This is a genomic window from Mycolicibacterium helvum, assembly GCF_010731895.1.
In the GTDB taxonomy this organism is placed as follows: domain Bacteria; phylum Actinomycetota; class Actinomycetes; order Mycobacteriales; family Mycobacteriaceae; genus Mycobacterium; species Mycobacterium helvum.
Genome location: NZ_AP022596.1, coordinates 4,319,402 through 4,337,816, shown reverse-complemented (window position 1 = coordinate 4,337,816; position 18,415 = coordinate 4,319,402). Strand labels below are relative to the sequence as shown.

14 protein-coding genes are annotated in these 18,415 nt (G+C 65.8%); 8 read left to right on the top strand and 6 right to left on the bottom strand.

Features of this window, described 5'->3' with window-relative positions:
* Positions 1-148: 148 nt before the first annotated feature.
* The 4 genes from G6N38_RS20360 to G6N38_RS20345 all read right to left on the bottom strand — a co-directional run bounded on the left by G6N38_RS20360 (position 149) and on the right by G6N38_RS20345 (position 5,135).
* Entirely contained in the window at positions 149-1,717 is a 1,569-nt protein-coding gene (locus G6N38_RS20360; protein WP_163749843.1) for a sensor histidine kinase, read from the bottom strand.
* Positions 1,718-1,934: 217 nt separating this feature from the next.
* Positions 1,935-3,155 (bottom strand): arginine deiminase, encoded by a 1,221-nt coding sequence (locus G6N38_RS20355; protein WP_163749842.1) that lies wholly within the window; start codon positions 3,153-3,155, stop codon positions 1,935-1,937.
* Positions 3,152-4,687: an APC family permease gene (locus G6N38_RS20350; RefSeq protein WP_163749841.1), complete on the bottom strand. Its 1,536-nt coding sequence runs from the start codon at positions 4,685-4,687 to the stop codon at positions 3,152-3,154. Before G6N38_RS20350 ends, G6N38_RS20355 begins: the two co-directional genes overlap by 4 nt.
* Positions 4,688-4,703: 16 nt before the next feature.
* The gene (locus tag G6N38_RS20345) at positions 4,704-5,135 is read right to left on the bottom strand and encodes an STAS domain-containing protein (protein ID WP_179968419.1); all 432 of its coding nucleotides are present in this window, start codon (positions 5,133-5,135) and stop codon (positions 4,704-4,706) included.
* A 383-nt stretch (positions 5,136-5,518) separates the two neighbouring features.
* On the opposite strand from G6N38_RS20345, the gene G6N38_RS20340 reads away from it, so the two are divergent.
* The 7 genes from G6N38_RS20340 to G6N38_RS20310 all read left to right on the top strand — a co-directional run bounded on the left by G6N38_RS20340 (position 5,519) and on the right by G6N38_RS20310 (position 15,659).
* Positions 5,519-6,322 (top strand): GAF and ANTAR domain-containing protein, encoded by an 804-nt coding sequence (locus tag G6N38_RS20340; protein WP_163749840.1) that lies wholly within the window; start codon positions 5,519-5,521, stop codon positions 6,320-6,322.
* A 76-nt stretch (positions 6,323-6,398) separates the two neighbouring features.
* Entirely contained in the window at positions 6,399-8,078 is a 1,680-nt protein-coding gene (locus tag G6N38_RS20335) for an NAD(P)-binding protein (RefSeq protein ID WP_163749839.1), read from the top strand.
* Complete coding sequence (gene nifJ / locus G6N38_RS20330; protein WP_163749838.1) at positions 8,075-11,656, top strand: pyruvate:ferredoxin (flavodoxin) oxidoreductase; 3,582 nt, start codon at positions 8,075-8,077, stop codon at positions 11,654-11,656. The genes G6N38_RS20335 and nifJ overlap by 4 nt, the downstream gene beginning before the upstream one ends.
* The gene (locus tag G6N38_RS20325; RefSeq protein ID WP_163749837.1) at positions 11,656-12,666 is read left to right on the top strand and encodes a dihydroorotate dehydrogenase-like protein; all 1,011 of its coding nucleotides are present in this window, start codon (positions 11,656-11,658) and stop codon (positions 12,664-12,666) included. Before nifJ ends, G6N38_RS20325 begins: the two co-directional genes overlap by 1 nt.
* A gap of 91 nt (positions 12,667-12,757) precedes the next feature.
* Complete coding sequence (locus G6N38_RS20320) at positions 12,758-13,927, top strand: NAD(P) transhydrogenase subunit alpha (RefSeq protein ID WP_163749836.1); 1,170 nt, start codon at positions 12,758-12,760, stop codon at positions 13,925-13,927.
* A complete protein-coding gene (locus tag G6N38_RS20315) occupies positions 13,924-14,238 on the top strand; it encodes an NAD(P) transhydrogenase subunit alpha part 2 (RefSeq protein ID WP_163749835.1) in 315 nt (104 codons plus the stop codon). The genes G6N38_RS20320 and G6N38_RS20315 overlap by 4 nt, the downstream gene beginning before the upstream one ends.
* Positions 14,235-15,659, top strand: a complete 1,425-nt coding sequence (locus G6N38_RS20310) for an NAD(P)(+) transhydrogenase (Re/Si-specific) subunit beta (protein ID WP_163749834.1) — start codon at positions 14,235-14,237, stop codon at positions 15,657-15,659. Before G6N38_RS20315 ends, G6N38_RS20310 begins: the two co-directional genes overlap by 4 nt.
* Before the next feature lie 84 nt (positions 15,660-15,743).
* On the opposite strand, the gene G6N38_RS20305 is transcribed toward G6N38_RS20310, so the two are convergent.
* Together G6N38_RS20305 and G6N38_RS20300 are read right to left on the bottom strand one after the other, a co-directional pair.
* Positions 15,744-16,628 carry a cation diffusion facilitator family transporter gene (locus G6N38_RS20305; protein WP_246228060.1) on the bottom strand — a complete coding sequence of 295 codons (885 nt, stop codon included), beginning with the start codon at positions 16,626-16,628 and terminating at the stop codon, positions 15,744-15,746.
* Between the two features lie 256 nt (positions 16,629-16,884).
* A complete protein-coding gene (locus G6N38_RS20300) occupies positions 16,885-17,217 on the bottom strand; it encodes a hypothetical protein (protein ID WP_246227346.1) in 333 nt (110 codons plus the stop codon).
* A gap of 416 nt (positions 17,218-17,633) precedes the next feature.
* Between G6N38_RS20300 and G6N38_RS20295 the strand changes: the two genes are divergently transcribed.
* A complete protein-coding gene (locus G6N38_RS20295) occupies positions 17,634-18,398 on the top strand; it encodes a FadR/GntR family transcriptional regulator (RefSeq protein ID WP_163749832.1) in 765 nt (254 codons plus the stop codon).
* Positions 18,399-18,415 lie beyond the last annotated feature (17 nt).

The window sequence follows — 18,415 nt, the reverse complement described above, 5'->3', positions numbered from 1 at the left end:
GCCCAGGTACTGCTCGACAGCGTCAGTGCAGAAGACCTGCTGGTCGTCGGCTCTCACGGGGACGGCGGATTTATCGGGACGCCGCCCAGAGGTCTTCTTCAGTGTGGACCGCGCGCGATCACGTGCACCGCGTCGAGCGGTGAACGCTTCAGCGGCCGGGCGGGTCAGCCATGGGTGCTGTCCAGTGAAGGTGAGTGCCACCTGCAAGTGCCGACCCGATCGTGCAGTGTCCGCCGACCTGTTCGGCGCGTCGGCGCATGTTCGCCAGACCGCTGTGGCGTCGATTGTCGGCCGGGATGCCGTTGCCGTTGTCGGTGATGTCGATCGCGAGCTCATCGCCAACGGCAACCTTCACGATCAGGCCCGACGCACCAGAGTGACGGATGGCATTGCTGATGGCTTCCATGATGACCGCTTCGGCATGTTCGGCCACGACGTCAGCGATGACAGTGAGTGGTCCGGATATCTGCAAAGTTGTTGTGATGTCCCGGTTGTCGGTCATGGCAGCTACCAATTGCTGTATCCGTTGACGAAACGAGCTGGTCTGCCCGACCGGAGACTGAAGAAGGCCGAAGATCGCGGTTCGGATGTCTTCGATGATGGCCTGGAGCTCTGAGAGCGTCCGGTTGAGCCGGTCGGTCACCTCGGGCGAGTGCGAGCGGGCAACGGTGCCCTGCACGTCCATCCCAACGGCGAACACCCGCTGGATGACGAGGTCGTGCAGGTTGTGCGCGATCCGCTCGCGATCGGTGAGGACCGCCAGCGCACGGGCGTCTGCCAGCGTCAGCGCGGCCGCAGCATGGCCGGCGAAGTCGCTCATCAGCTCGAGGTCACGAGCGTCGAAGACCGGTTGATCCGGGCTGCGTGCCACGACGACGACACCGATAACCGTGTCCTGACAACGCAATGGCATGACGATCGCGGGGCGTCGACCGACATCGGTGAATGCCTGGATCGGGTGCCGAAACGTTTCGGTGATCACCGCTGCGCCGGAGCGGAACACTTCACCAGTGGTCGACTGTGCTACCGGAACTAGCTGACCGATCAGGTCGCCTGCATGTCGGCCAACCGCAGTGGACACGACCAAGCTGTCGACCTGTTGCGCGATGCGGTCGGCGTCGTCGGGGACGAGCACGATGGCCTGCTCGGCGTCGGTCAACGCGCAGGCGCGGTCGGCGATCAGTTGCAGCGGCCGCGGGTGAGGTTCCACGCTCGACAAGATGGCGGTGGTGATGGCGAGGCCGGCTTCGATCCACGCGGCTCTCACGGTCGCGCGGTCGAACAGTTGGGCATTATCGATAGCCACCGCTGCCGCGGAAGCCACTGCCCGAGCATCGATTTCATCGAACTCCGTGAACCCGCATCCGGACTGATTCTCGGTCAAGTACAGCGTGGCGAATCTGGTTTTCCGAATCATGATCGGAACACTGAGGACGGTGCGCATCAGTGGATGATGATCGGAGATGCCCGCCGCAGCCCGGTCTTCACTCAATTGGTCGCGGCTCAACGACTCAGGCGGGTTCCCGGGCGCACCGATAGAACCTTTGCCGGCCGGCAGTTGCCGAAACGAGATTGTGGTGCCATCTGGACCGCAGACCCCGAGCGTGCCACGGCCGGCTCGGGTGAGCTCCATCGCCGCTGTCACCACCCGGTGCAGGGTGGCATCGAGATCGAGATCGGAGCCGATATCGACGATGACGCTGAGGCGTCGCTCCATTGGGGCGCGGGCTGCCGTCAATTCGTCGGGTTGTTCGTGAGACGGCACGACGTGCGGCGCGTCGCATCGCTGTGTGCTGGCGAAGCCGCGATTTTCGGCCGTGCCGGCGCCCAGGCAGCAGACGGGGAGCCCGGCTACCGCCGAGAAGCCCCCGTTGCCGCAATATTTCTCACCCCGCCGAACCACGACCGGATCGCGGCAACGCGGGACCTGCTGGCTAGCCAGCATCACGGACGATCGGGCACGTCATGCACCGCGGTCCGCCACGGCCGCGACCGAGCTCGCTGCCGGCGATTGTCACGACCTCGATGCCGTGTTTGCGCAACATGGTGTTGGTGGCCACATTGCGCTCGTAGCCCATCACCACCCCGGGTGCGACGGCCAAATAGTTTGTGCCGTCGTCCCATTGCTCGCGTTCAGCGGCGCGGATGTCCTCGTCGGTGGTGAGGACCGCGATCTCGTCAACCTCGAGGATCTCGGCGAGGGTGTCCCACAGGCTGTGATTGCGGGTCACGCTGAGCCGGCCGGGTTCGTCGGCGGCCGTCATGGTCCAGCTCCGCAGGTGGCGATCGAAGTAGGGGTAGAGCACGAAGGTGTCCTTGTCGACCATCGACATGACTGTGTCGAGGTGCATAAAGGCGTGGCTGTGCGGCAGTTCAATGGCTACCACAGTTGTCGCCTGCCCCGCGTCGAACATGGCGTGCGCGAGCGTCTCGATGGCCATCGGAGTCGTCCGCTCTCCCATGCCGATCAGGACTGCCCCGTGGCCGATCACGTGGATGTCTCCGCCTTCCAGAGTCGCCGGCTGATAGTTGCAGTCTTCAGCGCCGTAGTACGTCACGAAGTCGGCGTCGGCGAACAGCGGGTGGAAGCGATAGATCGCCCGAGTATGCAGCGACTCTCGTTGGCGGGCGGGTTTCGCCATCGGATTGATGGTCACGCCGCCGTAAATCCAGCTCGAATTGTCCCGCTGGAAAAGGTGATTGGGCAGCGGAGTCAGGACGAAGTCGTCGGCCTTGAGCATGTCCCAGGTCAGGCTCTGCGGTCGCTGCGGGTGCAGGTCGGCCTTCAGTACCCCGCCCACGAGGAACTCGGCCAAGTTAGGGCCGTCGAGGTCCTCGAAGAGCCGACGCACCGGGCCGGCAAGAGAGGGACCAAGAAGCTGCGGGGTGCACAGCCGGTCGAGCACGAAATCGCGGCCCTCGCTGAGCTCGAGCGTCTGGGCCAGCAGTTCACCGAAGTAGTGGACCTGAACACCTTTGTCGCGCAACGCCTGAGCGAAGGCGTCGTGCTCCTCCTTGGCCTTGGATGCCCAGACGATGTCGTCGAACAACAGCGCCCCGATGTTCTCCGGGGTGAGCCTGGCCAGCTCAAGGCCAGGGCGGTGGAGGACGGCCTGGCGAAGCTGGCCGATCTCAGAGTTCACAGCGAACGTCACAGCCGTTCCTTCTCTTTGATGGCGTTGATGTCGGTGCCGAACTTCCGACTCTTGCCGGTCGCCTCGACGCGGAAGGGTCGCTCCGCGCGCTGGTCGCTGGGAAGATCGACCGGCTCGGCAGCCTCGCCGGCACGCTGTCGACGGGCATTCAAGAATGCGTACAGCACGAGCCCGGCAAGGATGACCACCAAGGCCTGATAGACGACCTGGTAGCCGGCGGCGAAGGTCACCCACATCGAGAACAGGATGCTCACCCCCGCGACGGTGAGATCGCGGGCCAGCCGCCAGCCTTCGACCCGGCGCCGACGAGACAGCAGGTAGGTGAGCTGGGCGATCGCGGAGAAGAAGTAGGGAATCGCCACCGTCACCACGGTCAGGTCGACCAAATAGGTGAAGACTGTCAGGCCAGAGCTGGACGTGTAACGCCACAGCATGAGCAGCGAGGGCAACACGGTGCCCACCACGATGCCGAACCAGGCGGTCCCGTTGCGGTCGGTCCAGGTGAAGGGCCGCGGGAACAGGTCGTCTTGAGCGATGGCACGCGAGGTTTCGGTGACGATCAGGGTCCAGCCGTTGAGCGCACCGATCCCCGAGATCACCGCGATCGCGGCGATGAACTTTCCCGCCCACCCGTTCTGGGAGAACATCGCCTGGAACGCGTCCACGAACGGAGCCCCGGTGGCGGTCAGGGTGTCGTGCGGCACCAGTCCCATCACCGCCGCCGTCACCAGCACGTACAGCAGGGCACTGGCCGCGGTACCGATCAACGACGCGCGACCGACGTTCACGCGCGGGTTCTTCACTCGCTTGGCCGTAATCGCCGCCGCCTCCACGCCGATGAAAGAGAACAGCGCCACCCCGGCGGCGATGCCGATGGCGCTGTACAGGCTGCCCCCGGAGGCGTTGAAGGCCCCGAAGTTGGCCTTCTCGACGAAGAACCAGCCGATGACGCCGATGAACAGCAGTGGCAGGAACTTCAGCACTACAGTGATGTTCTGGAACCAGGCCATCTGGCGAGCCCCGGTCAGGTTCACGATCGCGGGGACCCACAAGCCGACCAGTGCGATCCCCCAGTTCGCCAGTCCGCCGGGGTTGTCGAGGCCGAAGAGGGCATCAACGTAGAACACCCAGGACGCCACGATGGCCGCATTACCGGCCCAGGTCTGGATCCAGTAGCACCAGCCCACAAGGTAGCCGGCGAAGTCGCCGAACTCGTGACGGGCATAGGCATACAAACCACCGTCGCTGTTGGGCACTCGGCGGGTGAGCTGGCCGAACAAGACCGCTAACAGCATTGCGCCCACCGCGATCACGGCCAACACAAAGATGCCCATCGTGCCTGCACCGGCAAGCACCGCCGGCATGGTGAAAACCCCGGTGCCGACAATGCTGCCCACGACGAGCCCGGTCGCCGACGTCAAACCCAGGGCGCGGGATTTGTCTTGGTCGCGCGGCGAGCTCGCCGCCGTCGGAGGTGACTCACCCGCCCCATTAACGTTCGGCCTCGGCTCAGCCCCCACTAACTGGTTCATCTGGCTCACCTTCGATTTAGGTTGGGTCCGGCGACCGTTGCGGTGTCTTCGCAATGAGTTGGAGTCGATGTGATGGTGGTCTGGGGAAAGTGGCCATCGCCGCATCGACGGTGCGGGCGGCAGGCAGCAAGCACTGCGGGTCGCAGATCCGCAGCACTCGGGTGGCGGCGACACCAGCCACCATTGCCCAGGCTGCTCCAACCCTCGCGCACGACACCGACACCCGGTGCAGCGCCGAGAAGCCCTCGGTGCCAAAGAATTCCAAGTCGCTCAGATCCAGGACAAGCCCGTGGCCACGTGTCGCGTGCGCAACCGCGTGGTCGGTCAGGCTGCCGACGTTCCAGGCGTCGAGTTCGCCGTGGGCGCTGATAACGGCAACCGACGACGTCGGCCAGCGGCATGCCAACCGGGCGCGGTGACCATTTCGATGGCCACTCAGCGAGGCCATGGACAAGGGAGTGACCCCGGATGTCTGAGCGGGGTGGACACGAGAAGGGGTCATGGTGATCCAGACGTGCACACGATCACCGGCGCGTGGGGTTCGGAGCTGACGCTCCTCGAGTTCCGCGGCGGACAGCCGAACTCATCCCGGACCAGCTGCAATTCTCAGCCACCGATGACGCTACACCCCGATCGACCGTTCCGAACGGTCGTTGTGATGGCTGGTTCGCCAACCAGGGAATTACCGTGACTTCCCGAAGGCGATCGGCGCATCTCGGTCGACTCGACCGGCCTAAGATGGCGACTGTCACGTGGCGGGACGCCGCGGGTAGATCGCACGGCCCCGGTCCGCTTGCGGGCGCCGGCAGGATGTGAGCACAGGTACCGCCCATGACCAAGTTGACCGAGGACGGCCCCGGCTCATCGAGCGGGTCGCTGACTCCGGAGCAGGCCAGCGCGGACGCCGCCGACCTGCGGTCCGGGATCGACGATCTCGCGGGTCTGGTTGCGGGGAGCCTGGGATTGCCCGAACTGCTGGCCGCTGTTGCGGCTTTTGCTGTTCACGCGATACCAGGTGCCGAAGGTGCCGGGGTGACCTTGTTGCGGGTCGACCGGGTCGACAACATGGTGGAGGCGTTGGCGGCGAGCGCTCCCTTTGTCGCCGAGATCGACGAAATCCAGTATGTGACAGTTCGAGAAGGACCGTGTATCACCGCGGCGTTGGAACGGCGCACCGTGCGCTCCGGGTCGTTGGGTGGGGAGATGATGTGGCCTCGGTTCGGCCCTCGCGTGGGCCGCCTTGGAGTGCACAGCGCGTTATCGCTGCCCCTGCTGCTGCCCGGTCAGGTTGTCGGGGCGATCAACGTTTACGCCCACGGCAAAGACGTCTTCGACGCGCATGCCGCCGAACTCGGCGAACTGTTCGCCAGACCTGCCGCCGTCGCGGTACACAACGCCCAGGTTCTCGCGCAGGCGGTGGCGCTGGCCGGCCAACTGCAGACTGCCCTGTCGTCGCGAGCGGTGATCGATCAGGCGATCGGCCTGATCCGAGGTCGGTCCGGGCGCAGCGCCGATGAGGCGTTCTCACAGCTGCGGGCGATCAGCCAATCCGAACACCGCAAGCTGACGGAGGTGGCCCAACGCATCGTCGACGAGGCCGTGCGCCGCGCCCGCGCCCGGAACAACCCCACCTGAGCTCACAGCCGGGCTTCGGTATCCCCTGAAACAGCGTAGTCACACCGAATTCGCTTGCTGCGCCTATCGTGAGGAAATGAGTGGTGACGAGACCGCCAGAAGCACTGGTGCCGGTCGAGACACTGCCGACCCGCCGCAGGATGTCACGCGACTCTCGGACTTGACGGATGGTCGTCCCCGGGCGGGACCGGTGCGCACGCGCCGCCCCGTCTACGTCGATTTGATGCCGCCCTGCAACTCCGGTTGCCCCGCCGGGGAGAACATCCAGGCTTGGCTGGCCCATGCTAGGGCCGGTCGGCACGAACAGGCCTGGCGTCTGCTCGTCGCGGACAATCCCTTTGCCGCAATCCACGGACGCGTCTGCTATCACCCATGTGAAACCGTTTGTAACCGAGCACATCTCGACGGCGCAGTATCGATTCATTCGGTGGAGCGTTTCCTCGGCGACCTCGCGCGGGAGCAAGGCTGGATGTTCGATCCGCCGCCGATGCGCAGCGGCCGGCGGGTGTTGATCGTCGGCGCCGGACCGAGTGGGCTGTCCGCGGCCTACCATTTGGCACGCCTCGGCCACGAAGTCGAGATCCGCGACGCGGGCGCCGTGCCCGGTGGGATGATGCGTTACGGCATCCCGAACTACCGACTGCCCCGCGACGTGCTCGAAGTTGAGCTCGACCGCATCGCCGCACTGGGCGTCCAGCTCACCTGCGGGCACCGGGTCGAGGACCTCGCCGCCGAGCGCGACGAGGGCCACTTCGACGCGGTGTTCGTCGCGGTCGGCGCGCACCTGGCCAAACGTGTCGACATCCCGGCTACTGACGCCGGCACCATGATCGACGCGGTCTCATTTCTGCGCAGCGTCGCATCCGGCGAAAAGCCCTCGATCGGAAGGCATGTCGCGGTCTACGGTGCCGGCAACACGGCGATGGACGCTGCCCGCGTGGCGCGTCGGCTCGGTGCCGACGACGCCGTCATCGTCTACCGCCGCACGCGGGAGCAGATGCCGGCTCACGAGGAGGAGGCCGAGGAAGCCGAACGTGAAGGCGTGCGGATCAACTGGCTGCGGACGATCACCGCCTTCGAGGGCCCCGAATTGCAAGTCGAGGCAATGGAACTCGATGATTCGGGTTACCCGCGGCCGACCGGGCGGTTCGAGACGCTGGCCGCCGACACCCTGATCATGGCGCTGGGTCAGGAGACCGAGTCGGCCTTCATGCGGGCACTGCCCGGCGTGGTGGTCGAACACGATGGCACCGTGCGAGTCTCGGAATCGCTGATGACCGGTTGCCCGGGGGTATTCGCCGGCGGCGACATGGTGCCCTGTGAACGGACGGTGACCGTCGGCGTCGGACACGGGAAGAAGGCAGCCCACCACATCGATGCCTGGCTGCGCGGCGCTCCTGACGCGCGCCCGGACAAGCACCCGACGGCGACGTTCGACATGCTGCACCTGTGGTTCTTCGGCGACTCCGAGCGACGTCAACAGCCCGAACTGGAACCGGTGGACGCCGTTAAGGGTTTCCGGGAAGTGGTCGGCGGCTTGTCGGCCGCGGAGGCGACCTACGAGGCGGGGCGTTGCCTCTCGTGCGGCAACTGCTTCGAATGCGATGGCTGCCTCGGCGCATGCCCCGAGGACGCGGTGATCAAACTCGGAGTCGGGCACGGGTACCGGTTCGACTACGACAAGTGCACGGGCTGTGCCGTCTGCTTCGATCAATGCCCGGTCCACGCCATCGACATGTTCCCGGAACCGACATGACTCGCGTGACGACGGACGGCAATGAGGCCGCAGTCTCGGTCGCCTACCGGCTCAACGAGGTGTGCTGCATTTACCCGATCACGCCGTCCTCGCCAATGGCCGAATTGGCCGACCAGTGGTCCAGCGCCGGGCGGACCAACGTGTGGGGCACCGTACCGACCGTGGTCGAAATGCAAAGCGAGGGTGGAGCAGCGGGCGCTTTGCACGGCGCCCTGCAGAGCGGGGCGCTGACCACTACTTTCACCTCGTCGCAGGGCCTGCTGCTGATGATCCCGAACATGTACAAGATCGCCGGTGAGCTGACGTCGGCAGTCATCAATGTGGCAGCACGATCGGTTGCAGCGCAGGCATTGTCGATCTTCGGTGACCACTCGGACGTGATGGCGGTACGGCAAACAGGATTCGCAATGCTCGCGTCGGCCTCGGTTCAAGAGGCACAGGACCTGGCGCTCATCGCGCAGGCAGCCACCTTGGCGACCCGGGTACCGTTCGTGCACTTCTTCGACGGGTTCCGAACCTCGCACGAAATCAACACCATTGAGACGTTATCCGACGACGACCTTCGGGCGCTGGTACCCGAAGACCTGGTGTGGGCACATCGCGGGCGCGCACTGTCTCCAGAGCGGCCGTTCATCCGTGGCACCGCACAGAACCCGGACGTCTACTTCCAGGCGCGGGAAACGGTGAACCCGTTCTACGCGCGGGTTCCAGGCGTGGTCGCGGAACTGATGGCGCAGCTCGGCGAGCGGACCGGCCGCACGATGGGCATCGTCGACTACAGCGGGCACCCGGAGGCGGAGCGAGTACTCGTGCTGATGGGCTCGGGAGCCGAGACTGTGGTGCAGACTGTCGCCGCACTCGTCGGGCAGGGTGAGCGGGTCGGCGTGGTCCAGATGCGTTTGTACCGGCCGTTTCCCACCAGGGCACTGTTGGATGCTCTGCCCGCAACCGTGCGCACGATCGCCGTTCTGGACCGCACCAAGGAGCCAGGATCGATCGGCGAACCCCTCTATCTGGACGTCGTCGCGGCGCTCGCCGAGGCGCACTCCGACGGGGAACGACCGGTCATGCCGCGCATCACCGGCGGACGCTACGGCTTGTCGTCGAAGGAGTTCACCCCCGCCATGGTCGCCGGCGTGTTCGCCGAACTCGGCCGCGAACAGCCGCGGCGGCGGTTCACCATCGGTATCGACGACGACGTCTCGAGCACCAGCGTCGACTACGACCCGTCCTTTGACATCGAGTCACCCAAGACATTCCGGGCGGTCTTCTTCGGGCTCGGTTCCGACGGTACCGTCAGCGCCAACAAGCACACGATCAAGATCATGGGGTCCGAAGAAGGCCTGTTCGCGCAGGCTTACTTCGTCTACGACTCGAAGAAGTCGGGTTCGCAAACCGAGTCGCATCTGCGTTTCGGGCCGGAACCTATCCACGCCCCTTACCACGTGAGCGGCGCCAATTTCGTTGGCTGCCATCAGTTCCGCTTCCTGGACAAGATCGACGTTCTCGGTTGCGCCGCCCCCGACTCGACGCTGCTGGTGAACTGTCGACTTCCGGCGGAGAAGGTGTGGGACGCGCTGCCCGGTCTCGTCCAGGAACAGATCCTGGGTAAGCGGATCACGCTGTATGCCGTCGACGCCGACCGGATCGCGCGCGATGTCGGGCTGGCGGGACGCATCAACATCGTGTTGCAGACGTGCTTCTTCGCAATCTCGCGCGTGATGCCCCGCGAACGGGCGATCGCGCGGATCAAGGAATCGGTGAAGAAGATGTACGGTAATCGCGGTGCCGAGGTGCTGGCCAAGGAATTGGCCGCAGTGGACGGCGCGGTGGCCGGGTTGCAGCGGATCGCGGTGCCGGCCGGCGTGTCCGGGGCCACCGCCACCCGCGCACCGGTACCGACGGTGCCGGCGTCCGCACCGGAGTTCGTCCGAACCGTGACCGCGGAGATGATGGCCGGGCGCGGAAACCTGCTGCCGGTCAGCGCACTTCCGGTGGACGGCAGCTACCCGAGCGGTACGACTGCCTACGAGAAGCGCAACATTTCCGAGCTGGTCGCGGTCTGGGATTCCGACAGCTGCATCCAGTGCGGCAACTGTAGCTTCGTCTGCCCACACAGCGTGATCCGGTCCAAGTTCTACGACGGCTCCCAACTCGACGGGGCCCCAGAAGAATTCGCCTCCGCGCCGCTGGACGCCGTCGGCCTGCCGAACGCCCGTTACTCGTTGCAGGTATACGTCGAAGACTGCACCGGATGCGGCCTGTGTGTCGAGGCCTGCCCGGTCGTGATACCGGGCGTAGGCGTAACCAAGGCGATCAATCTCGCTCCCGCCGAGCCGCGGATGGCCGTCGAGCGCGAGAACATCGGCTTCTTCGAGACACTGCCGACCAATGACCGGTCCCGGGTGGACTTCGGCACGGTGCGTGGCACCCAGTTCCTGCAACCGCTGTTCGAATTCTCCGGCGCCTGCGCGGGGTGCGGCGAGACGCCCTACCTCAAGTTGCTCTCGCAGCTGTTCGGTGACCGGCTGATGATCGCCAACGCGACGGGCTGCTCGTCCATCTACGGCGGCAATCTTCCAACCACACCGTGGACCACCAACGCCGACGGGCGGGGGCCGGCCTGGTCGAACTCACTGTTCGAGGACAACGCGGAATTCGGGCTTGGCTTCCGGTTGGCCAGCGACGGGCATGCCCAGCTGGCCCGCAGGCGCGTGGCCGAGTTGCGTGACGTGCTCGGTTCCGAGCTCGTGGACAGCATCCTGGCGGCGCCACAGCTGCGTGAGTCGGAGTTGCACGCCCAGCGGCAGCGGGTTTCCGAACTCCGTTGTCGCCTCGAAGAACTCGATCCTGCCACGACCGGTGACCTGCGCAGTGTGGTGGACCACCTGGTCCGCCGCAGTGTGTGGATCGTCGGCGGTGACGGCTGGGCCTACGACATCGGCTCCGGCGGGCTGGACCACGTCCTTGCCAGCGGGCGCAACGTCAACGTGCTCGTGCTTGATACCGAGGTCTACTCCAACACCGGCGGGCAGATGTCCAAGGCGACCCCACTCGGCGCGGTAGCCAAGTTCGCCGCCGCCGGCAAGACGGTGCCATTGAAGGACCTCGCTCTGCAAGCCATCGCCTACGGAAGCGTCTATGTCGCCAGGGTCGCGATGGGCGCTGACCCACAGCAGACCCTGCAGGCGTTCCGCGAGGCGGAGGCCTACGACGGCCCTTCCCTGGTGATCGCCTACAGCCAGTGCATCGCGCACGGCATCGATATGCGCCAAGGGATGGATCAGCAGTATCGGGCCGTGGCCAGTGGGCACTGGCCACTGATCCGCTACGACCCGGTGTTACAGAGGGGCGGGAACAACCCTTTCCTGCTCGATTCGCACCGGCCACGGATCTCGCTCGACGAATACCGCAACCGGGAGCTGCGGTTCCGCTCACTGGCCAACTCCGATCCGGCCGAGTATGACCGGCTGCTCGACCTCGCCGAACAGGCCATTGCGCTGCGCTGGAATCTGTACGAGGAGATGGCGTCTCGCGGTCCCCAACACTTCCACGCCGACGCCCGTAGGGAACGTTGATGGAACTGTCGACGCGTTATCTCGGAATCACCCTGAACAATCCGCTGGTCGCCTCGGCCTCGCCGCTGTCGCAGACTGTCGACGGCGTGCGCCGGCTCGCTGATTGCGGTGTCGGCGCGGTGGTGCTCTATTCGTTGTTCGAAGAGCAGCTGCAGCGCGAGGCGGAGCAGAACGCGCAACTGGCCGAGGCTGGCACTGAAAGCTTCGCCGAATCCCTGACCTACTTTCCGCGCACCGCCGAGCAGGACCACGGCCCGCGCCGGTATCTGAGCCTGCTCGAACGTGCAGCTGCCGCAGTCACGATTCCGGTGATCGGCAGCCTCAACGGCATTACGCCCGGCAGCTGGGCCCGCTACGCACGCTCGATGCAGGATGCCGGTGCGGCCGCGATCGAGTTGAATATCTACTCCCTGCCCGGCGATCCGCACGCCACCGGCCGCGACGTAGAACAACGACACCTCGACATCCTGGCGTGGGTCAAGGACTCGGTGACCGTACCTGTGGCGGTGAAGCTGAGCCCGTACTTCAGCGCGACCGGCGAGATGGCGCGGCGCCTCGACGCGGCCGGCGCCGAGGGGCTGGTGCTGTTCAACCGGTTCCTGCAGCCCGACGTCGACCCGGAGACCCTCACCATGGTACGCACGCCGTCGTTGTCCACCGCGGCGGAATGTCGGCTGCCGCTCACATGGATTGCACTGCTGCGCAGCCAAGTTGGCGCGTCACTCGCCGCGACCACCGGCGTCGAGAGTGCGACTGAGGTGATCAAGTACCTACTGGCCGGAGCCGATGTGGTGATGACCGCGTCCGCCCTGCTGCGCCACAGCCCGGAGTACGCCGCCGTCCTGCTCGATGGACTGCGGGAATGGATGGGGCGTAAGGGATTCACGACTGTCGACGAACTGCGCGGGATGCTTGCCGTCCCCGCGGACATCGACGGAACGGCGCGCGAACGCGCGGATTACGTCAGCACGATCCAGAGCGCGGACACCGCCGCCTACGGTCCCTGGTGACCCGTTAAAGGCCCTTCGGCCCTTACCCCGCGGTCGACGACGGCGTTTAGTCAAGGCTTCCAGTTCCGAACTGGTCCCGGGAGCCGATGAGATGACCGAGCACACCGTGGGCGCCGTCGCCGAGACGGCCCCGGGGGAACGGCGCGTCGCGCTCAGCCCCGATGGCGCAGCCCGGTTGCGCGCCGCCGGGCACCAGGTGATCGTCGAGACTGGTGCCGGAAACGCGGCGTGGTTCACCGATTCCGACTACACCGAGGCCGGCGCCCGCGCGCTCGCCCGGGACGAGGTGTACGCACAGGCCGATATCATCGTCTGCATCCACCCGCCGGCCGCCGACGCCGTCGGCCTGCTGCGTCCGGGTCAAGTCTTGATCGGGCTGCTGGCGCCTGTCCTCAACCCGGATCTGGCGCGCAGTCTGGCTCAGGCCAAGGTGACCGCAATCAGCCTCGACGGTCTTCCTCGCACGCTGAGCGCTGCACAGTCGATGGACGTGCTCAGTTCACAGGCCAATGTCGCCGGCTACAAGGCGGCCCTGGTCGCGGCCGACACATACGGCGGCTATCTACCGATGTTCATGACAGCCGCCGGCACGACTCGCCCCGCGCAGGTCCTGGTGATCGGCGCCGGGGTCGCGGGGTTGCAGGCGATCAGTACCACCCGCCGGCTCGGCGCGGTCGTCACCGGCTACGACGTCCGCGACGCAGCTCGCGCCGACGTCGCCTCCACTGGTGCGAACTTCCTTGATATCGCCGCCCCGGTGTCGGCGGCGGGCGACGGGGGCTACGCCCGTGCGCTGACCGAGGACGAGCGGGACGCTCAGCAGCTCGCCCTCGCCGCGGCAATCGCCGGGTTCGACATCGTGATCACCACCGCACAGGTACCCGGCCGGGCCGCCCCGGTGCTCGTCTCCGCGGCCGCCCTTGGCGCAATGCGACCCGGTTCGGTGGTGGTCGACCTCGCCGCGAACGAGTTCGGCGGCAATGTCGAAGGCGCGTTGCCCGAGACGACAATGATCACCGACAACGGTGTCACCGTGATCGGTGCCGGCAACCTGCCCTCCGGCGTGCCCAAAGCCGCCTCAACGGCCTACTCCCGCAACATCGTTGCACTGCTGACGCACCTCGTTGGCGACGACGGGCTCACGCTAGATCCCACCGACCCGATCACTGCCGGTGTGCTCATCACCCACGACGGCAACGTTATCCACCCGGCGGTACGCGCGTTGGTCGAACCACCCACCGCGGAAGGAGCGGGCGCATGACAGCCCTACTGTTCGCCGACATCACGATCTTCGTTCTGAGCCTATTTGTCGGGTTCGAGGTGATCAGCAAGGTTCCGGCCACCCTGCATACGCCGCTCATGTCGGGGTCGAATGCGATCCACGGCGTCGTCGTTGTCGGTGTGATGGTGCTCGCCGCGACGGTCAACACCCCGCTCGGCTACCTACTACTGGGGGTGTCGGCGGCGTTCGCCGCGTTGAACGTGGTCGGCGGTTACGTCGTCACCGACCGCATGCTCCAGATGTTCCGGCCCCGTCGCGCGCCGAAGCCCACTGCGAGCCAAACGTCATGAGTACCTTCCACACCCTGATCCACGTCCTGTACCTACTTGCCGCGGCCTGCTTCATCCTCGGTCTGCACCTGATGACCTCACCGGCCTCGGCGCGTCGCGGAAACCAGCTCTCCGCGGTCGGGATGGCCGTCGCTTTCGTAACCACGATCGCGGTTCTCGCCGATGACCACGTCATCAACGCGACCGCCGCGCTCGTGCTGTCCGGCGGGCTGCTCGGCGGCGGGCTGACCGGGCTGCTCACCGCACGTCGGGTGAAGATGACCGCGATGCCGCAACTCGTCAGCCTGTTCAACGCAGTCGGCGGCGGCGCGGCCGCGCTGGTCGCATTCGGTGACGCGATCAAGCACGCCGGATCGCTGCCGCTGAGTCAATTGCCGGTCAACACCACCCTGACGACATTTCTGGGCGTGCTCATCGGCGGTATCACCTTCTCCGGTTCGCTGATCGCCGGAGGTAAGCTCGCCGGCCTCATTCCCGGCAAGCCACTGACCTTTCCCGGCGGTCGCGCGCTCAATCTGCTGCTGGCCGCCGCGGCGCTGGCCAGCGGACTCGCCTATACCTGCGGCTACGGCGGCGTGGCGGTGTTGTGCGCGCTCGCCGCGGCCGCGCTCGGTCTGGGGGTACTTCTCACCCTGCCCATCGGCGGCGCCGATATGCCGGTTGTCATCTCACTGCTGAACGCCTGCACCGGTACCGCCGTCGCGATGGCCGGCTTCGTCATCGACAGCACACCGTTGATCATCGCCGGCGCTCTAGTCGGTGCTGCCGGCGGCATTCTCACCAAGCTGATGGCCGATGCCATGAACCGGCCCCTGCTCAGCATCATTGCCGGCGGATTCGGCACCGGCGACAACGACGCCGGCAGCCAGCCCGTATCGGTGACCGGGACGGTGCGTGAGGTCGCCGTCGACGATGCCGCCCTGCAACTGGCCTACGCCGGCAAGGTTGTGATCGTGCCCGGCTACGGCTTGGCCGCCGCGCAAGCCCAACACGAAGTCGTCGAACTCGCAGCCGCACTGACTAAACACGGAGTCGATGTCACCTACGGCATCCACCCGGTCGCTGGGCGGATGCCCGGACAGATGAATGTCTTACTCGCCGAAGCGAACGCCCCCTACGAGCAGATGAAAGACCTCGAGGAGATCAACCCCGAGTTCGCCCGCACCGACGTCGTCTTGGTCGTCGGCGCCAATGACGTCACCAACCCCGCGGCTCGCAGGCCCGGCAACCCCGTCTCCGGCATGCCCATCCTTGACGTCGATGCGGCCAAGAGCGTGATCGTCATCAAACGCTCCCTCGGCCACGGCTACGCCGGAGTGGACAATGAGCTCTATACGAACCCCAAGACGGCCATGCTGTTCAGCGACGCCAAAGCGGGCCTCGCCGCGCTCCTCACCGGTCTGGACGCGTACGTCCGCTGACGCCGAGTCATCGTGCACAGCACCATGTTTGAACTCCTCGGGATCGTCAACACCGAGCCACGAGGCAACATCCTCGTCGGCGGCTCAGACCGACAGTGACGGCTCATCCGGTGCAGACAAGCTCAGCACTGCGCCCGCAACAGCGGGCGAATCGCGGATCTTCGCCTCAAGCGTCCGTAATCGAACCGACAGAAGCGATTCGACGTCGTCACCAACCAGGTCGACATCGCCGACGATCAGCACCGAACGGGGCCCCACGACCTCCAGGCGCAGATAAGTAACGCGCGCCACCTCCGGCATGGCGAGGAGTTCCCGCAAGGCGGCGGCCCGCACCCGGGGGTCGACCTCCTCTCCGACCAGGAACCGTCGGTTGAGGTTGATCAGAACGACTGCGACCGCTCCGAGCAGCACACCGATCAGGATCGACGCGATGGCGTCTGGCGTCGTCGAACCCGTCAGCTCACTTGCCGCCAGACCGCCGGCCGCCAGAAGCAGACCAATCAGCGCGGCGGCATCCTCGGCCACGACAGCACGCAGGGTGGGGTCGGACGTGACGAGCACATGCTCGATCAAATCCCGATGCATCGACTCGGCCTCCGGTTTGGACTGCCGAATGGACTGCGCGAACGAGACCGACTCCAGAACAAACGACACCGCCAGCACCACATACGCGACAAGGAAGTCACCGCCGGCGGCCGGCTCCAACAACTCCTGAACACCACGCATGATCGAAACTGCGCCGCCGGCGGCAAGTAGTCCAAGTGCCGCGATCAGCGACCAGACGTACGCCTCTTTCCCACTGCCGATCGGATGCTTGGCGTCGGGCGGGCGCCGCGAGCGCCGGTTGGCGGTCATGAGAAAGATCTCGTTGCCGCAGTCGGCCCATGAATGCGCCGCCTCCGCCAGCATCGAAGCCGACCCGGTGAGCGCAGCCGCGACGGATTTGGCGACCGCAACGAGCACGTTCATCAGGAACGCCACCAGCACGGTGGTGGTGCTCGCCGACCTACGCTCGCTTCCGGCTACGGGGAATAAGTCAAACGATCTACGACCAGCGGCGATGACCGGTTCTGGCGGCGGTCCGCTGGCCTTGCTGTCCATAGCTCAGTGGTAACACACCGTCGACGTTGATCGTTGTGTCGCAGCGATTTCGAGTGCATCAAGCCGCGGCGCAACAGGCGCTCGCCCTACCAGCCTTGGTGGTTGGCGGGGCCAGGCCCGTCGGTCAGTTCTTTGCGTCGTCGTGTGGCTTGTTCAGCGTCCGGTCTGCACTGCGCACGATGCTGCGCAAGAACTCGTACTGCGTCGTGACGAGCTGGTCCGCCAATTCAAGGGCACCGTCGACCACAGTCTTGCGAAGCGGATGAACAGCCTCAGGAAGCGCCTTGTCGACGGTGTCGACGAACTTACGTACGGCCTCGAGCGCCGCTTGCTGTCCGGATTTGACCGATTCCAGCACCTCATCGGATAGGTCTACCGCTCGGGGCAGCACGTCCACGGTCTTTGCGGCGGTCTCGCTCTTCTTGCCGTTCTTGGTCGTCTCAGTGTGCTGAGTCATCGTCGCGCTCCTAAGTGTTGACTGCAGGCGGGCGCCATCAGAGGAACCGGCCTGCTGCGACTGGAACCCGGACACGGTGTCTCCGTGGTTTCCAATCCGCATGCTCCAGCATCGGCGCTAATGGTGTCGCCCAACAGAGGCTTTGGACCCCGGATGCACCTCGTCGGTCCCAAAAGCGCGTAAATGTGTTGGGGCCGAACGTATTGTCCAGCGCGATGTCGGCAGCGTCGCGGCCATGCACCCGCAAAACTTGGCGACTTGTCCACGCCGGCATTCGTACGGGAGTCGGAGGCGAAAATCGGCCCCTCGTCGGGCCTTCGCGAATACCAACCCTACGCTGCTCGGCGTCCAACCCAATCGTCAAGTTCGCGCTTGTACGATGCACACTATTTGGAAGCCCACGAGAAAACCGGTCCGTGTCAGAGCCAACCGTTCAATTCCGCCGCCTTGCCGAGCAGGTTGCCGACCAACTGCGGCGGCGCATCCTGCTGGGCGAGCTCGCCGATGGCAGCATCCTCCCCAAAGAGGACGAACTGCTGCGCGAGTTCCCGGTGAGCAAACCGTCGCTTCGCGAGGCTATGCGGATCCTGGAAGCTGAAGGGCTGCTGCGAGTGCGGCGCGGCAAGCTCGGTGGCGCGGTGGTCCGTCGGCCCAATGCCGCGAACGTGGCCTACACGATCGGCCTGGTACTCGGCTCCCAGGACGTGAGCCTGTCCGATGTGGGCGGCGCGTTGAGACAGATGGAGCCGGCGTGCGCGGCGCTGTGCGCCGAGCGAGCGGACCGCAAGCGCACGGTCGTTCCGGCGCTTCGCCAGCTGCACGCCGAGGCGGTCGATGCCGCCGACGATTTTCAGAGCGCCATCTCCGCGAGCCGGCGCTATCACGAGGCGCTGGTCGCCCACTGCGGCAACCAGACGATGATCATGCTGGCCGGCGCACTCGAGACCCTCTGGTCGGCACACGAGCAAAGCTGGTCAACCCAGGTGAGTGACCACAGCATCGTGCCGGTCGACGAGCGGCTGGCGGTCCTGGAGGAACACCGTCAGGTGATCGACGCCATCGAGGCCGGTGATTCCCGCCTGGCCCATGACCTCGCCGCGGCCCACCTGGTCAAGGCGCAGCATTACCCGGGATCAGCGGGAATGGTGAACCCCACCATGGTGCGGCACTGGGACCATTGACGCGGCTCCTTATTTTC

What these genes read in the sequence shown, in the direction of transcription:
- G6N38_RS20360 (WP_163749843.1), bottom strand. Translation starts at nt 1,717, where the DNA reads ATGGAGCGACGCCTCAGCGTCATCGTCGATATCGGCTCCGATCTCGAT.
- G6N38_RS20315 (WP_163749835.1), top strand. Translation starts at nt 13,924, where the DNA reads ATGACAGCCCTACTGTTCGCCGACATCACGATCTTCGTTCTGAGCCTA.
- G6N38_RS20335 (WP_163749839.1), top strand. Translation starts at nt 6,399, where the DNA reads ATGAGTGGTGACGAGACCGCCAGAAGCACTGGTGCCGGTCGAGACACT.
- G6N38_RS20320 (WP_163749836.1), top strand. Translation starts at nt 12,758, where the DNA reads ATGACCGAGCACACCGTGGGCGCCGTCGCCGAGACGGCCCCGGGGGAA.
- G6N38_RS20340 (WP_163749840.1), top strand. Translation starts at nt 5,519, where the DNA reads ATGACCAAGTTGACCGAGGACGGCCCCGGCTCATCGAGCGGGTCGCTG.
- G6N38_RS20300 (WP_246227346.1), bottom strand. Translation starts at nt 17,217, where the DNA reads ATGACTCAGCACACTGAGACGACCAAGAACGGCAAGAAGAGCGAGACC.
- G6N38_RS20305 (WP_246228060.1), bottom strand. Translation starts at nt 16,628, where the DNA reads ATGAACGTGCTCGTTGCGGTCGCCAAATCCGTCGCGGCTGCGCTCACC.
- G6N38_RS20350 (WP_163749841.1), bottom strand. Translation starts at nt 4,687, where the DNA reads ATGAACCAGTTAGTGGGGGCTGAGCCGAGGCCGAACGTTAATGGGGCG.
- G6N38_RS20345 (WP_179968419.1), bottom strand. Translation starts at nt 5,135, where the DNA reads ATGGCCTCGCTGAGTGGCCATCGAAATGGTCACCGCGCCCGGTTGGCA.
- G6N38_RS20325 (WP_163749837.1), top strand. Translation starts at nt 11,656, where the DNA reads ATGGAACTGTCGACGCGTTATCTCGGAATCACCCTGAACAATCCGCTG.
- G6N38_RS20310 (WP_163749834.1), top strand. Translation starts at nt 14,235, where the DNA reads ATGAGTACCTTCCACACCCTGATCCACGTCCTGTACCTACTTGCCGCG.
- nifJ (WP_163749838.1), top strand. Translation starts at nt 8,075, where the DNA reads ATGACTCGCGTGACGACGGACGGCAATGAGGCCGCAGTCTCGGTCGCC.